15 protein-coding genes are annotated in these 18,425 nt (G+C 65.7%); 11 read left to right on the top strand and 4 right to left on the bottom strand.

Translation table 11 applies throughout. The features are described 5' to 3' along the window. The first annotated feature begins 213 nt into the window (after nt 1-213). The 3 genes from shc to hpnA are packed head-to-tail and all read left to right on the top strand — an operon-like array spanning nt 214 to nt 4,007. Entirely contained in the window at nt 214-2,271 is a 2,058-nt protein-coding gene (shc, locus tag Q0D45_RS01695; RefSeq protein WP_293387649.1) for a squalene--hopene cyclase, read from the top strand. 12 nt (nt 2,272-2,283) lie between these two features. Then, nucleotides 2,284-3,018: a hypothetical protein gene (locus tag Q0D45_RS01690; protein ID WP_293387647.1), complete on the top strand. Its 735-nt coding sequence runs from the start codon at nt 2,284-2,286 to the stop codon at nt 3,016-3,018. Then, nucleotides 3,015-4,007, top strand: a complete 993-nt coding sequence (hpnA, locus tag Q0D45_RS01685) for a hopanoid-associated sugar epimerase (RefSeq protein WP_293387645.1) — start codon at nt 3,015-3,017, stop codon at nt 4,005-4,007. The genes Q0D45_RS01690 and hpnA overlap by 4 nt, the downstream gene beginning before the upstream one ends. Before the next feature lie 67 nt (nt 4,008-4,074). Here the strand turns inward: hpnA and Q0D45_RS01680 are convergent, their stop codons facing one another. From Q0D45_RS01680 to hpnI, 4 genes are read right to left on the bottom strand one after another with little or no spacing between them, the layout of a single operon-like run. After that, on the bottom strand, nt 4,075-5,058 hold the full coding sequence (locus Q0D45_RS01680) for a lysylphosphatidylglycerol synthase domain-containing protein (protein ID WP_293387643.1): 984 nt from the start codon (nt 5,056-5,058) through the stop codon (nt 4,075-4,077). Then, nucleotides 5,055-5,873, bottom strand: a complete 819-nt coding sequence (hpnK, locus tag Q0D45_RS01675) for a hopanoid biosynthesis-associated protein HpnK (protein WP_293387640.1) — start codon at nt 5,871-5,873, stop codon at nt 5,055-5,057. Before hpnK ends, Q0D45_RS01680 begins: the two co-directional genes overlap by 4 nt. 58 nt (nt 5,874-5,931) lie before the next feature. Next, nucleotides 5,932-7,362, bottom strand: coding sequence for a hopanoid biosynthesis associated radical SAM protein HpnJ (hpnJ, locus tag Q0D45_RS01670; protein WP_366946306.1), 1,431 nt, complete (start codon nt 7,360-7,362; stop codon nt 5,932-5,934). 8 nt (nt 7,363-7,370) lie between these two features. Further along, nucleotides 7,371-8,564 carry a bacteriohopanetetrol glucosamine biosynthesis glycosyltransferase HpnI gene (gene hpnI, locus Q0D45_RS01665; RefSeq protein ID WP_293387636.1) on the bottom strand — a complete coding sequence of 398 codons (1,194 nt, stop codon included), beginning with the start codon at nt 8,562-8,564 and terminating at the stop codon, nt 7,371-7,373. Between the two features lie 152 nt (nt 8,565-8,716). Between hpnI and Q0D45_RS01660 the strand changes: the two genes are divergently transcribed. The 8 genes from Q0D45_RS01660 to Q0D45_RS01625 all read left to right on the top strand — a co-directional run bounded on the left by Q0D45_RS01660 (nt 8,717) and on the right by Q0D45_RS01625 (nt 18,390). Continuing rightward, the gene (locus Q0D45_RS01660; RefSeq protein WP_293387634.1) at nt 8,717-9,217 is read left to right on the top strand and encodes a DUF2147 domain-containing protein; all 501 of its coding nucleotides are present in this window, start codon (nt 8,717-8,719) and stop codon (nt 9,215-9,217) included. Nucleotides 9,218-9,378: 161 nt separating this feature from the next. Further along, a complete protein-coding gene (mvaD, locus tag Q0D45_RS01655; protein WP_293387633.1) occupies nt 9,379-10,398 on the top strand; it encodes a diphosphomevalonate decarboxylase in 1,020 nt (339 codons plus the stop codon). Between the two features lie 19 nt (nt 10,399-10,417). After that, nucleotides 10,418-11,515, top strand: coding sequence for a hypothetical protein (locus Q0D45_RS01650; protein WP_293387631.1), 1,098 nt, complete (start codon nt 10,418-10,420; stop codon nt 11,513-11,515). Then, nucleotides 11,512-13,839, top strand: a complete 2,328-nt coding sequence (locus Q0D45_RS01645) for a hydroxymethylglutaryl-CoA reductase, degradative (RefSeq protein ID WP_293387629.1) — start codon at nt 11,512-11,514, stop codon at nt 13,837-13,839. Before Q0D45_RS01650 ends, Q0D45_RS01645 begins: the two co-directional genes overlap by 4 nt. A gap of 1 nt (nt 13,840) precedes the next feature. Then, nucleotides 13,841-14,434 (top strand): isopentenyl-diphosphate Delta-isomerase, encoded by a 594-nt coding sequence (gene idi / locus Q0D45_RS01640; RefSeq protein ID WP_293387653.1) that lies wholly within the window; start codon nt 13,841-13,843, stop codon nt 14,432-14,434. Nucleotides 14,435-14,561: 127 nt separating this feature from the next. Beyond that, on the top strand, nt 14,562-15,698 hold the full coding sequence (hpnH, locus tag Q0D45_RS01635) for an adenosyl-hopene transferase HpnH (protein WP_293387627.1): 1,137 nt from the start codon (nt 14,562-14,564) through the stop codon (nt 15,696-15,698). Between the two features lie 59 nt (nt 15,699-15,757). Further along, nucleotides 15,758-16,879, top strand: coding sequence for a glycosyltransferase (locus Q0D45_RS01630; protein WP_293387651.1), 1,122 nt, complete (start codon nt 15,758-15,760; stop codon nt 16,877-16,879). A 32-nt stretch (nt 16,880-16,911) separates the two neighbouring features. After that, nucleotides 16,912-18,390, top strand: coding sequence for a hypothetical protein (locus tag Q0D45_RS01625; protein ID WP_293387625.1), 1,479 nt, complete (start codon nt 16,912-16,914; stop codon nt 18,388-18,390). Nucleotides 18,391-18,425 lie beyond the last annotated feature (35 nt).

The raw sequence follows: 18,425 nt of genomic DNA, 5'->3' as shown, positions 1-18,425 counted from the left end.
CGGTAATGTGGACGATGGCGCTGACCAGCGTCGGCATCCGCAGCAACACCTGGCTGCGTTTCCTGTTCCGGCGCACCGCGGCCGGCCTGCCGCAGATCGTCACCACGCCGGCTCAGGCGCCGCTCGAAGCCTGATTCCAGCGCCGGCTGTGCGCAGTTTTTGCGTGCATCGGTTCCTGAGCAAGTAACGTCCGCAACCGAAGACTTGATGCCGATGAATGCACCGAATGCCGCCCTGACTGCTGCCTTGTTTGGGCGCTCGCCCAGCGAGCTGATCGCCGAGGCCGAAGGCCGGCTGCATGCGGCGATCGACATCGGCCGCGAAGCGCTGCTGAAGTTGCAGAAGCCGGACGGCGAGTGGTGCTTCGAGTTCGAGGCGGACTGCACGATCCCCGCCGAATACATCCTGATGATGCATTTCATGGATGAGATCGACGACGCGCTGCAGGCGAAGATCGCCAGGTTCATCCGCGCCCAGCAAGTGCTCGATGGCCCTCAAGGTGGACACGGCGGCTGGCCGCAGTACCGCAATTACGATCAGCCGGGCGCGATCGATCTGTCCTGCACGGTCAAGAGCTATTACGCGCTGAAGTGCGCCGGTGACGACGTCGATGCGCCGCACATGGTCCGCGCCCGCGCAGTGATCCTGGCGATGGGCGGTGCCGCAAAGGCCAACGTCTTCACCCGCATCCTGCTGGCGATGTTCGGCCAGGTGCCGTGGGCGGCAGCACCCTATGTGCCGGTCGAGATCGTGCTGTTCCCGCGCTGGTTCCCGTTCGAGATCTACAAGGTCGCGACCTGGGCGCGCGCGGTCATGGTGCCGCTGTTCGTGCTTTGCACCTTGAAGGCCAAAGCCAAGAACCCGCGCGAGATTCACATCGCCGAACTGTTCGTGCGCCCGCCGGAGCAGGAAACCCACTGGTTCCCGAACGACACCGCGTTCGCCAGGTTCTTCCTGGCGCTCGACAAGTTCGGCCGCGCCATGGATCGCTTCGCGCCGAAGAAGCTGCGCAAGCTGGCGCTGAAGCGTGCCGAGAACTGGTTCGTCGCCCGCCTCAATGGCGAGGACGGCATCAACGGCATCTTCCCGGCGATGGTCAACGCTTATGAAGCGCTGGCCCTGCTCGGCTATCCGGCCGATCACCCGCTGCGCGCCACCTGTTTGAAGTCGATCCAGAAACTGATCCAGGAAACGCCGGACGGCAGCGCCTACGTGCAGCCCTGCCTGTCGCCGACCTGGGATACCGGCTGGGCGATGATGGCGCTGATCCACGCTGATGCGCCGGACGGCTCCAGCCGCGCCGTGACCAAGGCCGCGATCCGCCGTGCCGAAGACTGGATGAAGCCGCGTCAGATCCTCGATCACGTCGGCGACTGGATCCAGTCGGCACCGGACAAATCCCTGCGCCCCGGTGGCTGGGCGTTCCAGTACTGGAACGAGTACTACCCGGATCTCGATGACACCGCCGTCGTTGCCGGCGTCATGCATCTGGCCGGCCGCGAAGGCACGGTGGGCGGCAATCGTCATGCGGAAGCGGTCAGCCGCGCGGCGGAATGGCTACTCGGTCTGCAGTCGAAAAACGGTGGCTTCGGCGCCTACGACGCCGACAACACCCATCACTGGATCAACTCGATTCCGTTCGCCGATCACAAGGCGATGCTCGATCCGCCGACCGAAGACGTCACCGGCCGCGTGCTCGCCTTCCTCGGCGTGCTCAAGCGTCCGGAAGATCGCCCGGCGATCGAACGCGCGATCAAGTATCTGAAGAAAGCTCAGCAGCCGGACGGCTCCTGGTGGGGACGTTGGGGCACCAACTACATCTACGGCACCTGGTCGGCGCTGGCCGGACTGGCGCTGGTCGGCGAGAAGGCCGATGCGCCGTACATCGCCAGAGCCGTGGCCTACCTCGAAGCGCGCCAGAACGCCGATGGCGGCTGGGGTGAGACCAACGACACCTATCTCGATCCCGCGCTGACCGGCACGATGCCGCGCAAGGGCGTGGCGATCAGCACACCGAACAGCACGTCCTGGGCGCTGCTCGCGCTGATGGCCGTGCACGGCGCCGAGCATCCGGCGATCGAGGCTGGCATCGAATGGCTGATCGCCAATCAGCACAGCGGCGGCCAGTACGACGGTCTGTGGCACGACCCGGGCCACAACGCGCCGGGCTTCCCGCGTGTGTTCTACATGAAGTATTACGGCTACGACGCCTACTTCCCGCTGTGGACGCTGGCCCGTTACCGCCAGCTGCTCACGCGCCGGACGGCCTGATCCGGAGCAGTGATGACGATGCCGCAAGCGAAGCTCGGTATCGTCGTCGCCTTGCTGTCGGAAGCGAAAGCGCTCGGCCTGCGTGCGCCGAAGCCCGGGCTCAATGAAGGCCGCCCCGGTCTGCTGATCCACGTCTCCGGCATCGGCGAAACGGCCGCGGCGATGGCTGCCGAAGTGCTGGTCGATCGCGGCTGTCAGGCACTGCTCAGCTTCGGCACTGCCGGTGGCTTGGCGGCGGTGCTGGAGTCGGGCGATGTCGTGGTGCCCAGCCAGGTGATGTTCATGGACGGTCACTACGTCGATACCGATCATGCTTGGCGCGCGCGTCTCGTTGCCGCCTGCGCGCAAGCCGATATCGCGCTGGTCGATGGCCGCCTGCTGACCACGCGGCAGACCCTGCTCAACGCCGGCATCAAGTATCTGGCCCATACCCAAAGCCAGGCCGTCGCCGTCGACCAGGAAAGCTCGGCGATCGCCGATGTCGCCGCCGCGCACGGCCTGCCGTTCCTCGCCGTGCGGGCGATCGTCGATGACGCCGAAGCAACGCTGCCGCTGGCGGTGATCGACGGTGTCGACGCCTATGGCCGGCCGAAAGTGGCGGCGATGATCGGCGGCTTGCTGAAGGCGCCGTGGCAGATCATGAAGTTGCCCGGTCTCGCCAGTTCCTTCGCCGCGGCCGAGCGCAGCCTGCGCGCCGTCTGCGCCGCCGCTCCCGATTTTGCATTCGCGACTGAATCCGCTCGATGAAGCCACCCATTGCCCTGGTCACCGGCGCCACCGGCTTCGTCGGTTCGGCGGTTGCCCGCCGCCTGCTCGCCGACGGTTTCGAGCTGCGCCTGCTGAGCCGCAAGAACTCCGATCGCCGCAACGTCGATGGCCTGGATGCCACGGTGGTAGTCGGCGATCTGACTGATCCCGCATCGCTGCAGCGCGCCGTCGAAGGCTGCGATGCGGTGTTCCATGTCGCCGCCGATTACCGGCTGTGGGCACCGAATCCGGACGAGCTGTATCAGGCCAATGTCGATGGCTCGCGGGCGCTGGTTGCGGCTGCGCATGCCGCCGGTGTGGCGCGCATCGTCTACACCTCCAGCGTCGCCGTGCTCGGCATCCCGAAGAACGGCACGCCGGGCGACGAGCGCACGCCGGTCACGATTGCCGACATGGTCGGCCACTACAAGCGCTCCAAGTTCCTCGCCGAAGAAGCGGTGCGTGACCTCGCCGCGCAGGGCGCGCCGGTGGTCATCGTCAATCCATCGACGCCGATCGGCCCGCGCGATGTCAAGCCGACGCCGACCGGCCGCGTGGTCCGCGATGCCGCGGCCGGCCGCATGCCGGCCTTCGTCGATACCGGCCTGAACGTCGCCCATGTCGACGATGTCGCCGAAGGCCATCTGCTGGCGTATCGCAAGGGCAAGCTCGGCGAGCGCTATGTGGTTGGCGGTGACGACATGAGCCTGCGCGAAATCCTCGCCACCATCGCCGACATCACCGGCCGCCGCGCGCCGAAGATCCAGCTGCCGCATGCGGCCGTGATGCCGGTGGCCTACTTCGCCGAAGCGCTGTCGCGGTTCACCGGCCGTGCGCCGGTGGCGACGGTCGAGGAAATCCGCATGTCGAAGAAGCGGATGTATTTCTCCTGCGCGAAGGCGAAGCGCGAACTCGGCTATGCGCCGCGCCCGGCGCGTGCTGCGCTGGAAGATGCGGTGCGCTGGTTTCGCGACAACGGCTATCTCTAAGCCGTAGGGCGGCCCCTGGCCGCCGACACGGTTCGCTGGCGAATGTGCAGGCGGGCATGGGCCCGCCCTACCTCCGAAGCGCCCGGCGCGTCTCGGCCCATTGCCAGGACAGCAGCGCCGGAATGCCGTAACCGAGTTCGCGCACGCGTTTCGCCAGCGATAGCGCGATCGCCGCATCGGCTGGCACGCCCAGCAACTGGCCGAACAGCACGAAGCCCGCTTCCTGCACGCCGAGGCCGGCCGGCACGAAGAACGCGAAGTGGCGGATCGACAGACCCAGCGCTTCCAGCGCGATCGCCGCCAGCGGTGAAATCTCGTGGCCGAGCAGACGCAGCGCCAGCCAGACCTCGAAGGCGCCGACGACCATGCCCGCAAGCTGCCAGAGCAGGCTGATCAGCAGATCACGGCGACGCTCGAAGATCAGCCGCAGTTCGGCGTCCAGCTTCGATGCGCTGCCGAACAGCGCGGCGAGCTTGCTCTCCTCGCCGAGCATGCCGATCACCGCGCGTTCGATGCGTGCGAACAGCGCGCCGTGGCGCAGCAGCCAGTACAGCAACAGCGGCACCGGCAGGGTCGCGGCGAGTCCACCGAGCAACGAACCGGCGAGGCTGCCGCCATCGAGCGCGATCACCAGACACAGCCCGGCGGCGACGAACAGATAGACGTTGACGATGGTCAGCAAGGTTTCGATGACGACGCTGGCGGTGACCGCCGCGCCATCCGGCACCCGCCACAAAGTGAGACGGATGCCGACGATCTCGCCACCGACACCGCCGACCGGCAGCAGCCGGCCCACCGCTTCACGCACCGACGCGATCCACCATAGGAATGGCAGATGAGCTGTACCGCTGACATCGCGATGGCGCAGCAGCACCCGCCAGCCTTCGGCATCGAGCGCGATCGGCAGCACGTGAAACGGAATCAGCCAGAGCAGGCCCCAGCCAGCGGTCGCCAGTAGCGTGAGAATTTCCGTGGTGCCGCCATGCGCGACCAGTCCGATCAGCAGACCCAGGCCCAGCAGGCCGAACAGCGCCGGCAGCCACTTCGTCATTGGCGCTCGACGAAATCGGCCCAGCGGCCGGTGACGATGCCGCGCTGTGCGATTGCGTCCCGCACGCTTGGCGACAGCAGCGCGGCCAGTTCGTCGTCGTGCCGGTAATCGCTCATCGTCGGCGTCAAGCTTCGACGAGTCGCCGGATGCAGATAGATTTCGTTCAAGCCCGGCGGCAGTTTTTCGATCGCTGCCAGCAGTGCCGCTGCATCCATCGCGCCGGTTGTGCGCAGGCCGAACATCGCATCGTTGTGCAGGATGTTCGCAACACCCAGTCGCCGCCGGGTCAGCACGAGCCAGGGCGCGAGCAGCGCTGCCGCGCCGGGCTCGCGTGGCAGTCGCACGGCGTTCAGGCCGTAATCGCGGCCGATGTCGAGGATCAGGCTCAGCACCGTCGGATGCAGATGGAAATGCTTGTGTGCGTTGACGTGATCGAGCGCGAGGCCGGTCGCCCGGAACGCTTCGAACTGGGCGCGGATCTCGATGGCCAGTTGCCGGCGAACCCGCGGCAGAAAGAAGAAGCGGAAGCCATCACGGGCCATGTGGTCGCCGAAGCGGCCGCTGGCATCGACCAGATCGGGGATGGTCTCGTATGCAGAAACCGCTGGGCCATCGGCGAGCACCAGATGCAGGCCGATGCCGAGCCGCGGCAATCGTTTCGCGCGTTCAATTGCATCGCCAACCGCAGCAGCACCGATCATCAGGCTGGCGGTGGTCAGCACACCGTCGACATGGGCGCGCTCGACTGCGATGTTGACGGAGGTGTCGAGGCCGAAGTCGTCGGCGTTGAGGATTAGACGAATCGGGCGCTTCATCGATCGCGACAACCGAGTTGCTCCCTCCCCCCGCAGGCGGGGGAAGGAGACAAGAAAATCAGGCTTCACGCGCCTTTAGAAACCGGAAAAACTCCACCCCTTCGCGCAGCCGCCGCTTCAGCATCTGCCAATCGCTGAGCATCTCGCGAACGATTTCCCAGATCTTGCTCGGGCGGAAATAGAAGCGCCGGTAGAACACTTCCATGCTATGGAAGATTTCGTCCTTGGACAGATGCGGATAGCTGATCGCCGCCAGCTGCACGCCCTGCTCGTTGACCAGATTCACCGCGTCGTTCTCGATCAGCCAGCCGTTGTCGACCGCCTGCTTGTACAGCGTGGTGCCGGGATACGGCGCGGCGAGCGAGACCTGAATGGTGTGCGGGTTGATCGCCTTGGCCCACTCGATGGTCTTCTCGATCGTCGCTTTCGTTTCGCCGGGCAGGCCGAGTATGAAGGTGCCGTGGATGACGATGCCCAACTTCCGGCAGTCCTCGGTGAAGCGTTCGGCGATGTCGGTCTTCAGGCCCTTCTTGATGTTGTGCAGGATCTGGTCGTCGCCGGATTCGTAGCCAACCAGCAGCAGCCGTAGCCCGTTCTCCTTCATCAGCTTCAGCGACGCATACGGCACATTGGCCTTGGCGTTGCAGCTCCAGGTCCAGCCGAGCTTGCCCAAGCCGATCGCGATCTCGTGGACACGCGCCATGTTCGAGGAATCGGTGAAGGTGTCGTCGTCGAACATCAGTTCCTTCACTTCCGGCATGTGCTGCTGGATCCAGCGCGCTTCCTCGATGACGTTGGCGGCCGAGCGCACCCGGTAGCGATGACCACCGACGGTCTGCGGCCACAGGCAGAACGTGCATTTCGAGCGGCAGCCGCGGCCGGTGTACAGCGACACGTACGGGTGCTGCAGATAGCCGATGAAATAGTTCTTGATGGTCAGATCGCGCTGGTAGATCGGTGCCACGAACGGCAGCGCGTCCATGTCCTCGATCGTGGCGCGCGGCGGGTTGTGCTTGATCGTGCCATCGGCCAACCGATAGCTGATGCCGCTGATCTCGGCCCAGGGCTTGTCGTTGGCGGCGAGTTCGGCGCAGGTGTAGTCGAATTCTTCTCGGGCGACGAAGGCGATGGCTTCGGAGGCCTTCAGCGAGCCGCCCGGATCGACGGCGACCTTGGCGCCGACCATGCCGATGACAATCTGCGGCGCGCGCGCTTTCAGCAGCTCGGCGAACTTGGCATCGGTCGGGAACGATGGTGTCGAGGTATGGATGATCACCAGCTCGTAGGCTTCGGCGATCGCCAGGCTTTGTTCGACGCTCAGCTCATCGGCCGGCGCATCGACGACCCGGCTGCCCGGCACCATTGCCGCCGGCTGGGCCAGCCAGGTCGGATACCAGAAGCTCTTGATCTCGCGCTTGGCCTGATAGCGGCTGCCGGCGCCGCCGTCGAAACCATCGAAGGACGGCGCCTGCAGGAACAGGGTTTTCAGTGCACTTTTCAGCGGCTCGGTCTCTGGCTCGGGGCGGGCGGGCATTGCAGGGCTGGGGTTCGGGCGGGGCGGCGGACGCGCCGAGCGATCTTCATCTGGCGACCGCGCCAGCGCACCACACGGCCGGCTAGGGCGATCGTCCAGAGCAGCAGCGACAGGCAGTCGCGGACCGGTACCAATGCGAAATTCTTCAAGAAATCCAGTGGCTTCGACGTTCGTTCTGAGACTCTGGACTGAACCGAATGTAGCACGAGGCGCAAGCCCAGGGCCGCGCTGGCCAGCAGGCTGGCGAGCAGGGTTTCACCGGCCATGAACCAGCCGGCAACGGCCATCGGCGTGGCGAATGAGATGAACATGGACAGATAGCCGAGCGGCGCGATCGAGCGGATCGAGCGCAGCCAGCGCAGTTCGCGGGCTGCGAGATCGGCGAGCCGGGTTTCGACGACATCGGTCTGCACGCTGCATTCCGACAGCATCGTGCGCAGGCCCTGCCGGCGAGTCAGCTCGCCGAGCCAGTAGTCGTCCGCCACGTGTTGGGACAGCGCTGCGAAGCCACCGATGGTGCTCAGCGTGTCGCGACGCAGAGCGATCGACGCGCCGAACGAATAGTCGGTGTAGCCGAAGCGCCGCGCCAGGGTCACCGAGGGTGCGAACCAGTCATCGATGAACTGAGCGCCGAGCCGCGACCACAGGCCGCCGAGTGCGGTGCCGCGATACAGGCAGCTGACCACGCCGACCGTCGGATCGGCCAGCGGCGCGGTGATCCGGCGCAGCAGATCGGGCGGCGCATGGATGTCGCTGTCGGCCAGCAGCAGCCAGTCGTGGCGCGCTTGCGGCAGCAGATTGATCAAGTTGCTGACTTTCAGATTCAGGCCGTGCACGCGGGCATCGATGACCACGGCGATGTCCTGCTGCGGAAACTCGGCACGCAAGCGCTCGACGGTGACCAGCGCGGCATCGTTCGCGCTGTGCAGGCCGAACACTAGTTGATAGTGCGGATGATCCTGCAGGCAGAAGCTGCGCAGGTTGTCGTACAGGCCGGGCTCGTGGCCGTAAAGCGGCTTCAGCACCGACACCGCCTGCGTCGCACCCGGCTGGCGCTGCACGCGGCGCTGCCACCAGCGGCAGGCCAGCAGGCTCAGCAACGCGTAACCGCAGGTTGCGATCAGTAGGGCGTGGCCGAGGATGGAGGCAAGGGTCACGACGGGCCGGGGGCAGTCTGGATGAGCGGCAGGGAATCGCCACATGGTAGCGGCGCAAGTTTGGTGCCGCTGTGTGCTGCGTCGCTTTGGCGGTTTGTGTAACGTCAATCACCGGACTCAGAAGTTGCCACCTTGATGACGCAGGGTCAGCCGTGTCGCCGTTTCTGAAAGCTGTCGCTCTGGCCGCGATCGCCTTGCTGCCGCTCAGAACGACAGCCGATGCGCCGTGGCTGCCGGATGCAATCGTCGGCCGCTGGCTGATCGCCTCGAAGGATGCGGTGATCGACATCCATCCGGCCGACGGCCCAGCCGGTCGTGAGTACCGCGGCTCGATCGCCTGGCTGCTCGACAAGACCTACGACGAAAAGGACGGCCCGGCCTTGAACGGCAAGCCGCTGCTCGATCACCGCAACCCGGATCCGGCGTTGCGTCAGCGGCCGCTGATCGGCCTGCCGATGCTGAAAGGCCTGCACTTCGACGGCCAGGATCACTGGCTCGATGGCCGCGTCTACAGTTGCAACGATGGCCGCACCTATCGCGTGCAGGTCTCGCTGGCCGATCGCGATCACCTGAATCTGCGCGGCTATTTCGGGCTGCCGATCTTCGGCATGACCTCGGTCTGGACGCGGATCGCGGTGCTGCCGTCGCCGTGACGAGGTAGGGCATAGGGGGCCCTATTCGTCGTCATCGTGACGGTCTAGTAAACTTCGCTCGTGAAACTGTCACATCTGTCTGACTGTCCATCGTGCTGGCCCCGTTTTCGCGGGCCTTGCCCAATTTCGACCGCGAACCCCGTGCACCATTTATGAGCGTGATGTCGACGACGCTGGACGTTTCCCGTCGTGCTGCGGCCCAGGCCCAGCCGAACATTGCGCTGATCAAGTACTGGGGCAAGCGCGACCTGCGGTTGAACCTGCCGGTGGTCGGTTCGCTGTCGATCACCCTGGACACGCTCTGGACGCGCACCGAAGTCCGCTTCGATGACGCGCTATCAGCGGATACCATGACCCTGAACGGCAAGGTCGACGCCAAGCAGCTGAAGCGCACCAGCGCCTGTCTCGATCTGCTGCGCGCCCGCGCCGGCGTGACGAGCCGCGCCGAAGTGATCAGCGAAAACAACTTTCCGACCGGCGCCGGCCTTGCTTCGTCGGCCTCCGGCTTCGCGGCGATGATCATGGCTGGCGACGCGGCACTGGGTCTGAAGCTGACACCGGCCGAGCAATCGGTGCTGGCGCGGCGCTGCTCCGGTTCGGCGGCGCGTTCGATCTTCGGTGGCTATGTCGAATGGGCGCACGGCCAGCAGGCCGATGGTGAGGATTCGGTCGCCACGCCGCTGCTCGAAGCTTCGGCCTGGCCGCTGAGCGTGGCGGTTGCCATCACCTCGACGGCCGAAAAAGCGATCGGCTCGACCGTAGGCATGAACCGCACAGCCGACACCAGCCCCTATCAGCAAGCCTGGATCGACTCGCAGGACGCCGATCTCGCCGAAGCCCGCGCGGCCATTGCCGCGCGCGATTTCGAGCGCCTGGCCGATATCTCCGAACACAGCTGTCTGAAGATGCACGCGCTGGCGCTGGCCGCGAAGCCGGGCCTGCTGTACTGGAACGCGGCAACGGTGGCGGCGATGCATTGCGTGCGCAGCCTGCGCGCCAAGGGCGTGCCGGTGTTCTTCACCATCGATGCTGGTCCTCAGCTGAAAGCGGTCTGTCTGCCATCGGCCGCCGCTGCCGTGGCCGCTGCGCTGCGCGAAGTACCGGGCGTGCTGAATGTCGTCGAGACCGGTCTCGGCGGCCCGGCGCGCTTGATTGCCGTCGCCGATCTGGCTGCTGCGTAAGCCTACCCATGACCCGCTCATGAACATCGCAGCATCGGCGCCCGGCAAGCTGGTGCTGCTCGGCGAGTACGCCGTGCTCGAAGGTGCGCCAGCGGTGGCGATGGCTGTCGACCGTCGCGCCGTGGCAAAACTGACCGCACAGCCTGGCCCGCGCTGCGAAGTGTTTGCGCCGGACGTGCTGAAGGCGCGCACGCCATTTTCGATCGGTAGCAATGGCCTGCCGGACTGGCAGGCTGCCGGCGCTGATGCTGCCCGCTTGAGTCTGGTCGATGAAGTGCTGCGCGGCCTGGCCGATGAAGGCCTGGCGCCGGCTGCCGGCAGCGGCTTCAATCTGGCACTCGATACCTCGGCGTTCTTCGACACCCAGAATGCCGAACGCCCCAAGCTGGGGCTCGGTTCCAGCGCCGCGTTGACGGTGGCGCTGGCCATGGCCTTCGTCGCTCGTGCTGGCCAGACAACCGGACAAGCCGACGATGCCGCCAGCCATGCCAGCTGGCTGCCGCGCCTGCTGGCCTTGCACCGCAAGTTCCAGGGCGGACAGGGCAGTGGTGTCGATGTCGCGACCAGCCTGATCGGCGGCGTCATCGCCTATCAACTGAACGACGGCGGTACCACGCCAACCGCACGGCCGCTGTCCTGGCCGGCGGGTCTGCACCAGCGCTTCATCTGGTCCGGCCGCTCGGCGTCGACGCCGAAATTCCTGTCGATCCTGCGCGCCTGGCGGCTCGATCACGAAGCCGAATACCGGACCCGGATGGACGCGCTGAGCTCGATCGCCTCGGCCGCTGTCGAGGCACTCTCGGCCAGTGACGCGGCGGGCTTCCTGAGCTGTGCGTCCAGCTACGCCAACGATCTGCGTGCGCTCGGCCTGGCCAGCGGTGTCAGCATCTATTCCGAAGAGCATGTGGCGATCGCTGCCGTCGCAGCGTCGCATGAAGCTGTGGTCTACAAGCCTTGTGGTGCCGGTGGTGGTGACGTCGGCGTGTTGTTTGCAACGGACCCCGAGCGTCTGACTGCTGCCGTCGCGCAGCTGGCAGCAGCCGGGTTCGCCAGCGTGCCGCTGGCGGTCGATACGACCGGCCTGCGGATCGCGATAACGGAGAGTGTCGAAGCATGAGTGCCGAACCCCAGCCCACCGCGCCCGCCGCGGACCAATCGCCCGATAAATCGCCGGATAAATCGAGGATCCCGAAGTTCTACAAGCTGTCGGTCAGCGATCGCGTGCGCTTGATGCGCGAGCGCGGCTGGGTGTCGGAAGCCGACTACCAGCAGATGATTTCCGGCGAGCACACCTTGTCGCTGCATCGCGCCGACAAGATGATCGAGAACGTCGTCGGGGTCATGGGGCTGCCGGTCGGTCTGGGGCTGAACTTCCTGATCAACGGCAAGGATTACGTCATCCCGCTGGTGGTCGAGGAGCCGTCGATCGTCGCCGCACTGTCGAGTGCGGCGAAGATCGTTCGGGGTGCCGGTGGCTTCACGGCGGAGATGGACGAGTCGATGCTGATCGGCCAGATCCAGGTCGTCGACATCCCCAACGTGCCGCGTGCCCAGAGCGCGCTGCTGAAGCGCAAGGCCGAGTTGCTGAACCTCGCCAATTCGCTGCATCCGCAGATGGTCGCCCGTGGCGGCGGTGCCCGTGATGTCGAGATCCATCTGCACCCGCGGCCCGATGGCCGTGGCGACATGATGGTGCTGCATCTGGTCGTCGATACCTGCGACGCGATGGGCGCCAACCTGGTCAACACGATGTGCGAAGGCCTGGCCTCGCTGGTCGAGTCGATCACCGGCGGCAAGGTGTTCCTGCGCATCCTGTCGAACCTCACCGACCGCGCGCTGGTCCGCGCCAAGTGCGTGATTCCGGTTGCGCGCCTCGCCGGCAAGGGTTTCTCGGGCGAGGAAGTGCGCGATGGCATCGTGCTGGCCACCGATTTCGCCAGCGTCGATCCCTACCGCGCCGCGACTCACAACAAGGGCGTGATGAACGGCGTCGATGCCGTGGCGCTGGCCACCGGCAATGACTGGCGCGCGATCGAAGCCGGCGCCCATGCCTATGCCGCCCGCTCCGGCCGCTATACCTCGCTGACCCGCTGGTACAAGGGCGATGACGGCGCGCTGGTCGGCGAGATCGAGATTCCGATGAAGGTTGGTACCGTCGGCGGCCCGCTGCAGTCGAACCCGACGGTTGCGCTGAACCACCGCCTGCTCGGCGCCACGTCGGCGCGCGAACTGGCGATGGTGATGGGCACGGTCGGCCTGGCGCAGAATTTCTCGGCGATCCGGGCGCTGGCGACCGAAGGCATCCAGCAGGGTCACATGACCTTGCACGCGCGCTCGGTGGCGCTGGCTGCCGGCGCCTCGCCGGAGATCTTCGAAACCGTGGTCGAGCGCCTGATCGAAGGCGGCGACATCAAGATCTGGAAGGCGCAGGAAATCGTCGTGCAGGTCAAGAAAGCGATGCGTCAGGAGGCGGGCAGCGAAGAGCCGACGTCGAACGCGCCGCGCTCCCAGGGCCACGGCAAGATCATCCTGTTGGGCGAACATGCCGTCGTCTACGGCAGCCATGCGATCGCCGCACCGGTGCCGCTGGCCATCGAGGCGAGCGTGCAGGACGGCGACAGCGGCAGCGCCAATCCGGGTGTCGATCTGATCATTCCGCGCTGGGGCGTCGAGTCACGTCTGCACAAGGATCCAGCGCATCGCGATTCGTTCCAGCGCTCGCTCGGCATCGTCTTCGACAAGCTGGGTTTGACCGAGCGTTCCTTGCGCATCGAAGTGTTCCCCAACGTGCCGCGCGGCATGGGTCTCGGTGGCTCGGCGGCGATGGCGGTAGCGGTGATCCGCGCGCTCGACCAGCATTTCAAGCTCGGCCATACCGATGACGAGATCAACGCGCTGGCCTTCGAGTGCGAGAAAGTCGCCCACGGCACGCCGAGCGGCATCGACAACACCGTCGCCACCTTCGGCAAGCCGCTGCTCTATCGCCGCGCCCATGAAGGCCAGCCGCTGCTGATGAAGCCGCTGGACCTGAGCAAGCCGATTCCGCTGGTGGTCGGCATTTCCGGCAAGGAAAGCCTGACCGCGAAAACCGTCGGCGGCGTACGCGCGGCCTGGCAGAAGAATCCGGAGCTGTACGAGAACATCTTCCGGCAGATCGACGCGCTGACCTTGCAAGGGGTCGACGCGGTACAGAACTATCAGCTCGAGCGCCTTGGCGATCTGATGAATGTCTGCCACGGTCTGCTCAATGCGCTGCGGGTATCGAGCTGGGAAATCGAGGAAATGGTGCAGATCTGCCGCGAGCAGGGCGCCCTCGGCGCCAAGCTGACGGGCGGCGGCGGCGGCGGTTCGATCATCGCGCTGGCGCCGGAACATCCGGAGCGCGTCATCGCCGCGCTGCGTGACGCGGGTTATTCGGGCCTGGAGGTGCGCATTGGGTGACATGAAGATGGCGGTTGGCGGCGTGCACGAGGTTGTGTCCTTCGACGACGAGCCGCTGATCCTGGTCGACGAGCAGGACAACGAAGTCGGCTATTTGCTGAAGGCGGAAGCCCACATGGGCCACGGCACCTTGCATCGCGCGTTCTCGCTGTTCGTGTTCAATTCGGCCGGCGAATTGCTGCTGCAGCAGCGCGCGGCGGGCAAGCGGCTGTGGGGGCAGTTCTGGTCGAACACCTGCTGCAGCCATCCGCGCCGCGGCGAAACCATGGATATCGCGATTCATCGCCGGCTGAAGGAAGAGCTCGGCTTCGAATGCCGCTTCGATTTCCTGTTCAAGTTCCAGTATCAGGCGCAGTTCGACGCCACCGGCGCCGAGCATGAGCTGTGCTGGGTCTACGCCGGCCGCAGCGATGTGGCGCCGGTGGTCAACGCCAACGAGATTTCGGCGGTCCGCTACATCGCGCCGGATGCGCTCGATGCCGAGATCGAAGCGAGCCCGGAACGCTTCACGCCGTGGTTCAAGATCGAGTGGGCGCGCATCCGTGCCCAGCACGCCGGGGTGTATGCGCGGCAGCCGCTGGCGTCTTTGGCATAAAATGCAGGATTCGGGGACTGGTCTGGATCAGGCCGGTTCCTCACGCTCTGCAAAAGGCACCGCCAGCGTTCGGCGGAGTCGTCACAGCAGCGCCGTCCGGCGCAGTCACTAGAGTTTTGGAGAACCCATGGGCGTTCCGCTTATCCAGCAGGTCACCGTCGCACGCTACCTCCTCGGCAAGAAGCTGAAGGGCGAAAAGCGCTATCCGCTGGTGTTGATGCTGGAGCCATTGTTCCAGTGCAATCTCGCCTGTGCCGGCTGCGGCAAGATCGATTACGAGAAGGACATCCTGCAGCAGCGGGTCAGCGTCGAAAAGGCGCTGGCCGCCGCCGCCGAATGCGGCGCGCCGATGGTCTCGATCCCCGGTGGCGAGCCGCTGATTCACAAGGAAATGCCGCAGATCGTTGCCGGCCTGGTGAAGATGAAGAAATTCGTCTACCTGTGCACCAACGCGATCCTTCTGAAGAAGCACATCAACGATTACACGCCGTCGCCGTACCTGACGATGTCGATCCATCTCGACGGTCTGGAAAAGCGCCACGACGAATCGGTGTGCATGGACGGCGTCTTCGTCAAGGCTGTCGAAGCGATCAAGATGTGCGTCGAGCGCGGCTTCCGCGTGACCATCAATTGCACGCTGTTCTCGGGCGAGCCACCGGAAGAGATCGCCGATTTCTTCGATTACGCGATGACCCTGGGCGTTGAAGGCATCACCGTGTCGCCGGGCTACAGCTACCAGCACGCGCCGCGTCAGGACGTGTTCCTCGGCCGCACCTCGTCGAAGCAGCTGTTCCGCGATGTGTTCCGCATCGGCCGGGCGCGCAAGTCGAACTGGAAGTTCAACCAGTCGCCGATGTTCCTCGACTTCATCGCCGGCAACCAGGCCTACCAGTGCGAGCCCTGGGGCACGGTGACCTACAACGTGTTCGGCTGGCAGAAGCCCTGCTACCTGCTCGTCGACGAAGGTCATGTCAGCACCTACAAGGAGCTGATGGAAACCACCCGGTGGGAAAACTACGGTGTCGGCAAGAACCCGAAGTGCGACAACTGCATGGCCCATTGCGGCTTTGAAGGCACGGCGGTCAACGACACCTTCGCCAATCCGCTGAAGGCGGCGCGCGTGGCGCTGTTCGGCCCGGACATCGATGGCCCGATGGCGCCCGACCTGCCGATTCTCTACGGCGATCGCAGCGATGCAGCAGCGGTGCGGATTCCGATCAGCGCGATCACCAAGAAGGCCAAGCCGGCCGCCGAAAAGGCCTAGGGCCTGAGCCAGACGGCCGCTGCGATCTCCGCAACCGCCGATCGTCAAAGGTGATCGAGATGGATGCCGCGTTCTGGTTGGCCGTTCCTGCGGCTGTCATGTGGTTCGGCCTGTGGCTGGCCCCGTGGCGGCCGTGGAGCGTCCGCGAGCAACTGGAGCCAACCGGCTTCGGTCCGAACGGCCAGGGCGGACTCGGTGACATGGAGACCGTGACCGTGCTGATCCCGGCCCGCAACGAGGCCGAAGTCCTCGAGCGCACGCTGGACAGTCTGCAAGCGCAGGGTTCGGGATTGAAGATCGTCGTCATCGACGACCAGTCCGATGACGGCACCGGCGACATCGCCCGCCGCTATCCGAATGTCGAAGTGATCGTCGGCCAGCCGCTGCCGAAAGGCTGGGCCGGCAAGCTGTGGGCGCTGGAGCAGGGCAAGTCGCGGGTCAAGACGTCGATGAGCTTGCTGCTCGATGCCGATATCGCACTGGAACCAGGCCTGCTGTCGGCACTGCTCGCGCACAAGCGGGCCACTGGCGCGCACTTCGTCAGCTTGATGGCCGATCTGCGCCGCACCTCGTTCTGGGATCGTCTGCTGCTGCCGGCCTTCGTCTACTACTTCAAGCTGATCTATCCGTTCGCGGTGTCGAATTCGCCATCGAAGTGGGTGGCGGCTGCGGCCGGTGGCTGCGTGCTGGTTGACACTGCAGCACTGCGCAAGGTCAATGCCTTCGAATGCCTGAAGGACGCGCTGATCGATGACTGCACCCTGGCGCGGCACATCAAGGACGGTGGCTACAAGACCTGGATCGGCCTCAGCCGCGGCGTCATTTCGCTGCGGCCGTACGGCACCCTGAAAAGCGTGCATGACATGGTTGCCCGGTCGGCGTTCACCCAGTTGCGCTATTCCACACCGCTGCTGCTGCTGGTCACCGCGCTGTTCGCGCTGGCCTACTGGTTTCCGCTGGTCGCACTGGCGCATGGTTCCTGGCTGGCCGCCCTGGCGCTGCTGGCAATGTGCGCAGCCTATGTGCCGACCCTGCATTACTACGGCCTGTCGCCGATCTGGGCGCTGGCCTCACCTTTGATTGGGGCGCTGTATCTGGGGATGACGTGGAGTTCCGCAATCCGGAGCTGGCGCGGCGTGCGCTCGAAATGGAAAAACCGCACCTACGAAGTCCACCACTGACTGACGTCGGGCGTTAAAAAGAGAGAGAAGACATGAGCAAGGCAGAATTCGGCATCAGTGCCTTCGCGGCCTATGTGCCGCCGTATCGCGTGGACTTGCGCGAATGGTGCGAGTGGACCGGCAACAGCTGGGACAAGACCCGCGCGGTGATCGGTGAAAGCTTCCGCGTGCCGGGTGTCGAGGAAGACGTCTACACGATGGCGGCGAACGCGGTGCTGGCGCTGATCGATCGCAATGCCGTCGACCCGGCGAAGATCGGCTATCTGGCGCTCGGCACCGAGTCCAGCGTCGACAACGCCACCGGAGCGGTGATCGTCCGCGGTCTCGTCGATCGCGCGCTGGCCGCCACCGGCCGGCCGCGCATCGCCCGCGACTGCGAGGTGCCGGAGTTCAAGCAGGCCTGCCTGGCCGGCGTCTACGGCCTGAAGGGCGCGGTGCGCTATCTGGCCCACGATGGCGCCGAGCGTCAGGCCGTGGTCGTGGCTGCGGACATCGCCGAATACGAGCGCGGCTCGTCCGGCGAACCGACGCAGGGCGCCGGTGCCGTCGCCATGCTGCTGGAGCGCGATCCGAAGATCGTCGCCCTCGATCTGCGCAACGGCGGCAGCGCCTCGACTTTCCGCGGCCTCGATTTCCGCAAGCCGTTCCAGCGCTATGCCGGCCAGACCACCAGCGTCAGCGGCCGCCTGTCCGATTTCCCGGTGTTCAACGGCAAGTTCTCGACCGCCTGCTATGTCGACGAGACGCTGTCGGCGATCGACCAGCTGCTGGCCAAGCGCGGCGGTGCCCACGGCCGCTATTTCCGCGAACTGGAAGCGGTGTTCATGCATCGCCCGTATCACAAGATGCCGGTCACGGCCTGGGCGCTCGGCTACCTGTTCGCGCTCGGCGCCGACGGTGCACTCGGTGCCGACGAACTGAACGGCTACTGCGTGGCCTCCGGCGTCGATCCGGTGCAGCTCGCGGCCGAGATGGCGGCGGTGACCACACGCGCCTTCGAGCCGGACTTCGACGGCACGGTCGCCGAACCGTATCCGCTGACTGCCGGGCTGATGAAAGCCTTCCGCGAGACCGATACCTACAAGCGCGTGGTCGACGACAAGATGCGCCTCGGCGCCAAGCCGATGATGGCGATGGGCAACCTGTATTCGGCAGCACTCCCGGGCTGGCTCGCCGCCGGCCTTGAAGAAGCCGCTAAAGCCGGCCGCGATCTCGCCGGCCGCGAGATCCTGCTGATCGGCTACGGCAGCGGCGACGCTTCGGAAGCGATTCCGGCGAGAGTGGTGCCGGGTTGGCAGGACGCCGCCAGCCGCATCCATCTGGCTGGCTCGCTCGACGGCGCCGTGGCGCTGAACGCCGAGCAGTACGCGGCGCTGCACGAAGGTCGGCCGGCGCCGGGCATCGTGCCGGCCTGCACCGGCATCCGCATCGATCACATCGGTGATCGCCGCACCGGCGCGCTGCAGGATTTCGGCGTGGCCTACTACAGCCTGCCGCAGAGCTTGGCGTAGGGGCTGGCGCAGGAAGAATGAAGCTTCAGCAGCAG

This window comes from Nevskia sp. (genome assembly GCF_023266035.1).
Lineage (GTDB): Bacteria > Pseudomonadota > Gammaproteobacteria > Nevskiales > Nevskiaceae > Nevskia.
The sequence above is the reverse complement of the archived record's forward strand: the minus strand, read 5'-3'. Positions and strand labels throughout refer to the sequence as shown.

Coding starts and splice junctions, on each gene's coding strand:
- Q0D45_RS01650 (WP_293387631.1), top strand. CDS start 10,418: ATGAACATCGCAGCATCGGCGCCCGGCAAGCTGGTGCTGCTCGGCGAG.
- Q0D45_RS01645 (WP_293387629.1), top strand. CDS start 11,512: ATGAGTGCCGAACCCCAGCCCACCGCGCCCGCCGCGGACCAATCGCCC.
- shc (WP_293387649.1), top strand. CDS start 214: ATGAATGCACCGAATGCCGCCCTGACTGCTGCCTTGTTTGGGCGCTCG.
- Q0D45_RS01630 (WP_293387651.1), top strand. CDS start 15,758: ATGGATGCCGCGTTCTGGTTGGCCGTTCCTGCGGCTGTCATGTGGTTC.
- Q0D45_RS01690 (WP_293387647.1), top strand. CDS start 2,284: ATGACGATGCCGCAAGCGAAGCTCGGTATCGTCGTCGCCTTGCTGTCG.
- idi (WP_293387653.1), top strand. CDS start 13,841: ATGAAGATGGCGGTTGGCGGCGTGCACGAGGTTGTGTCCTTCGACGAC.
- Q0D45_RS01625 (WP_293387625.1), top strand. CDS start 16,912: ATGAGCAAGGCAGAATTCGGCATCAGTGCCTTCGCGGCCTATGTGCCG.
- mvaD (WP_293387633.1), top strand. CDS start 9,379: ATGTCGACGACGCTGGACGTTTCCCGTCGTGCTGCGGCCCAGGCCCAG.
- Q0D45_RS01680 (WP_293387643.1), bottom strand. CDS start 5,058: ATGACGAAGTGGCTGCCGGCGCTGTTCGGCCTGCTGGGCCTGGGTCTG.
- hpnA (WP_293387645.1), top strand. CDS start 3,015: ATGAAGCCACCCATTGCCCTGGTCACCGGCGCCACCGGCTTCGTCGGT.
- hpnK (WP_293387640.1), bottom strand. CDS start 5,873: ATGAAGCGCCCGATTCGTCTAATCCTCAACGCCGACGACTTCGGCCTC.
- hpnH (WP_293387627.1), top strand. CDS start 14,562: ATGGGCGTTCCGCTTATCCAGCAGGTCACCGTCGCACGCTACCTCCTC.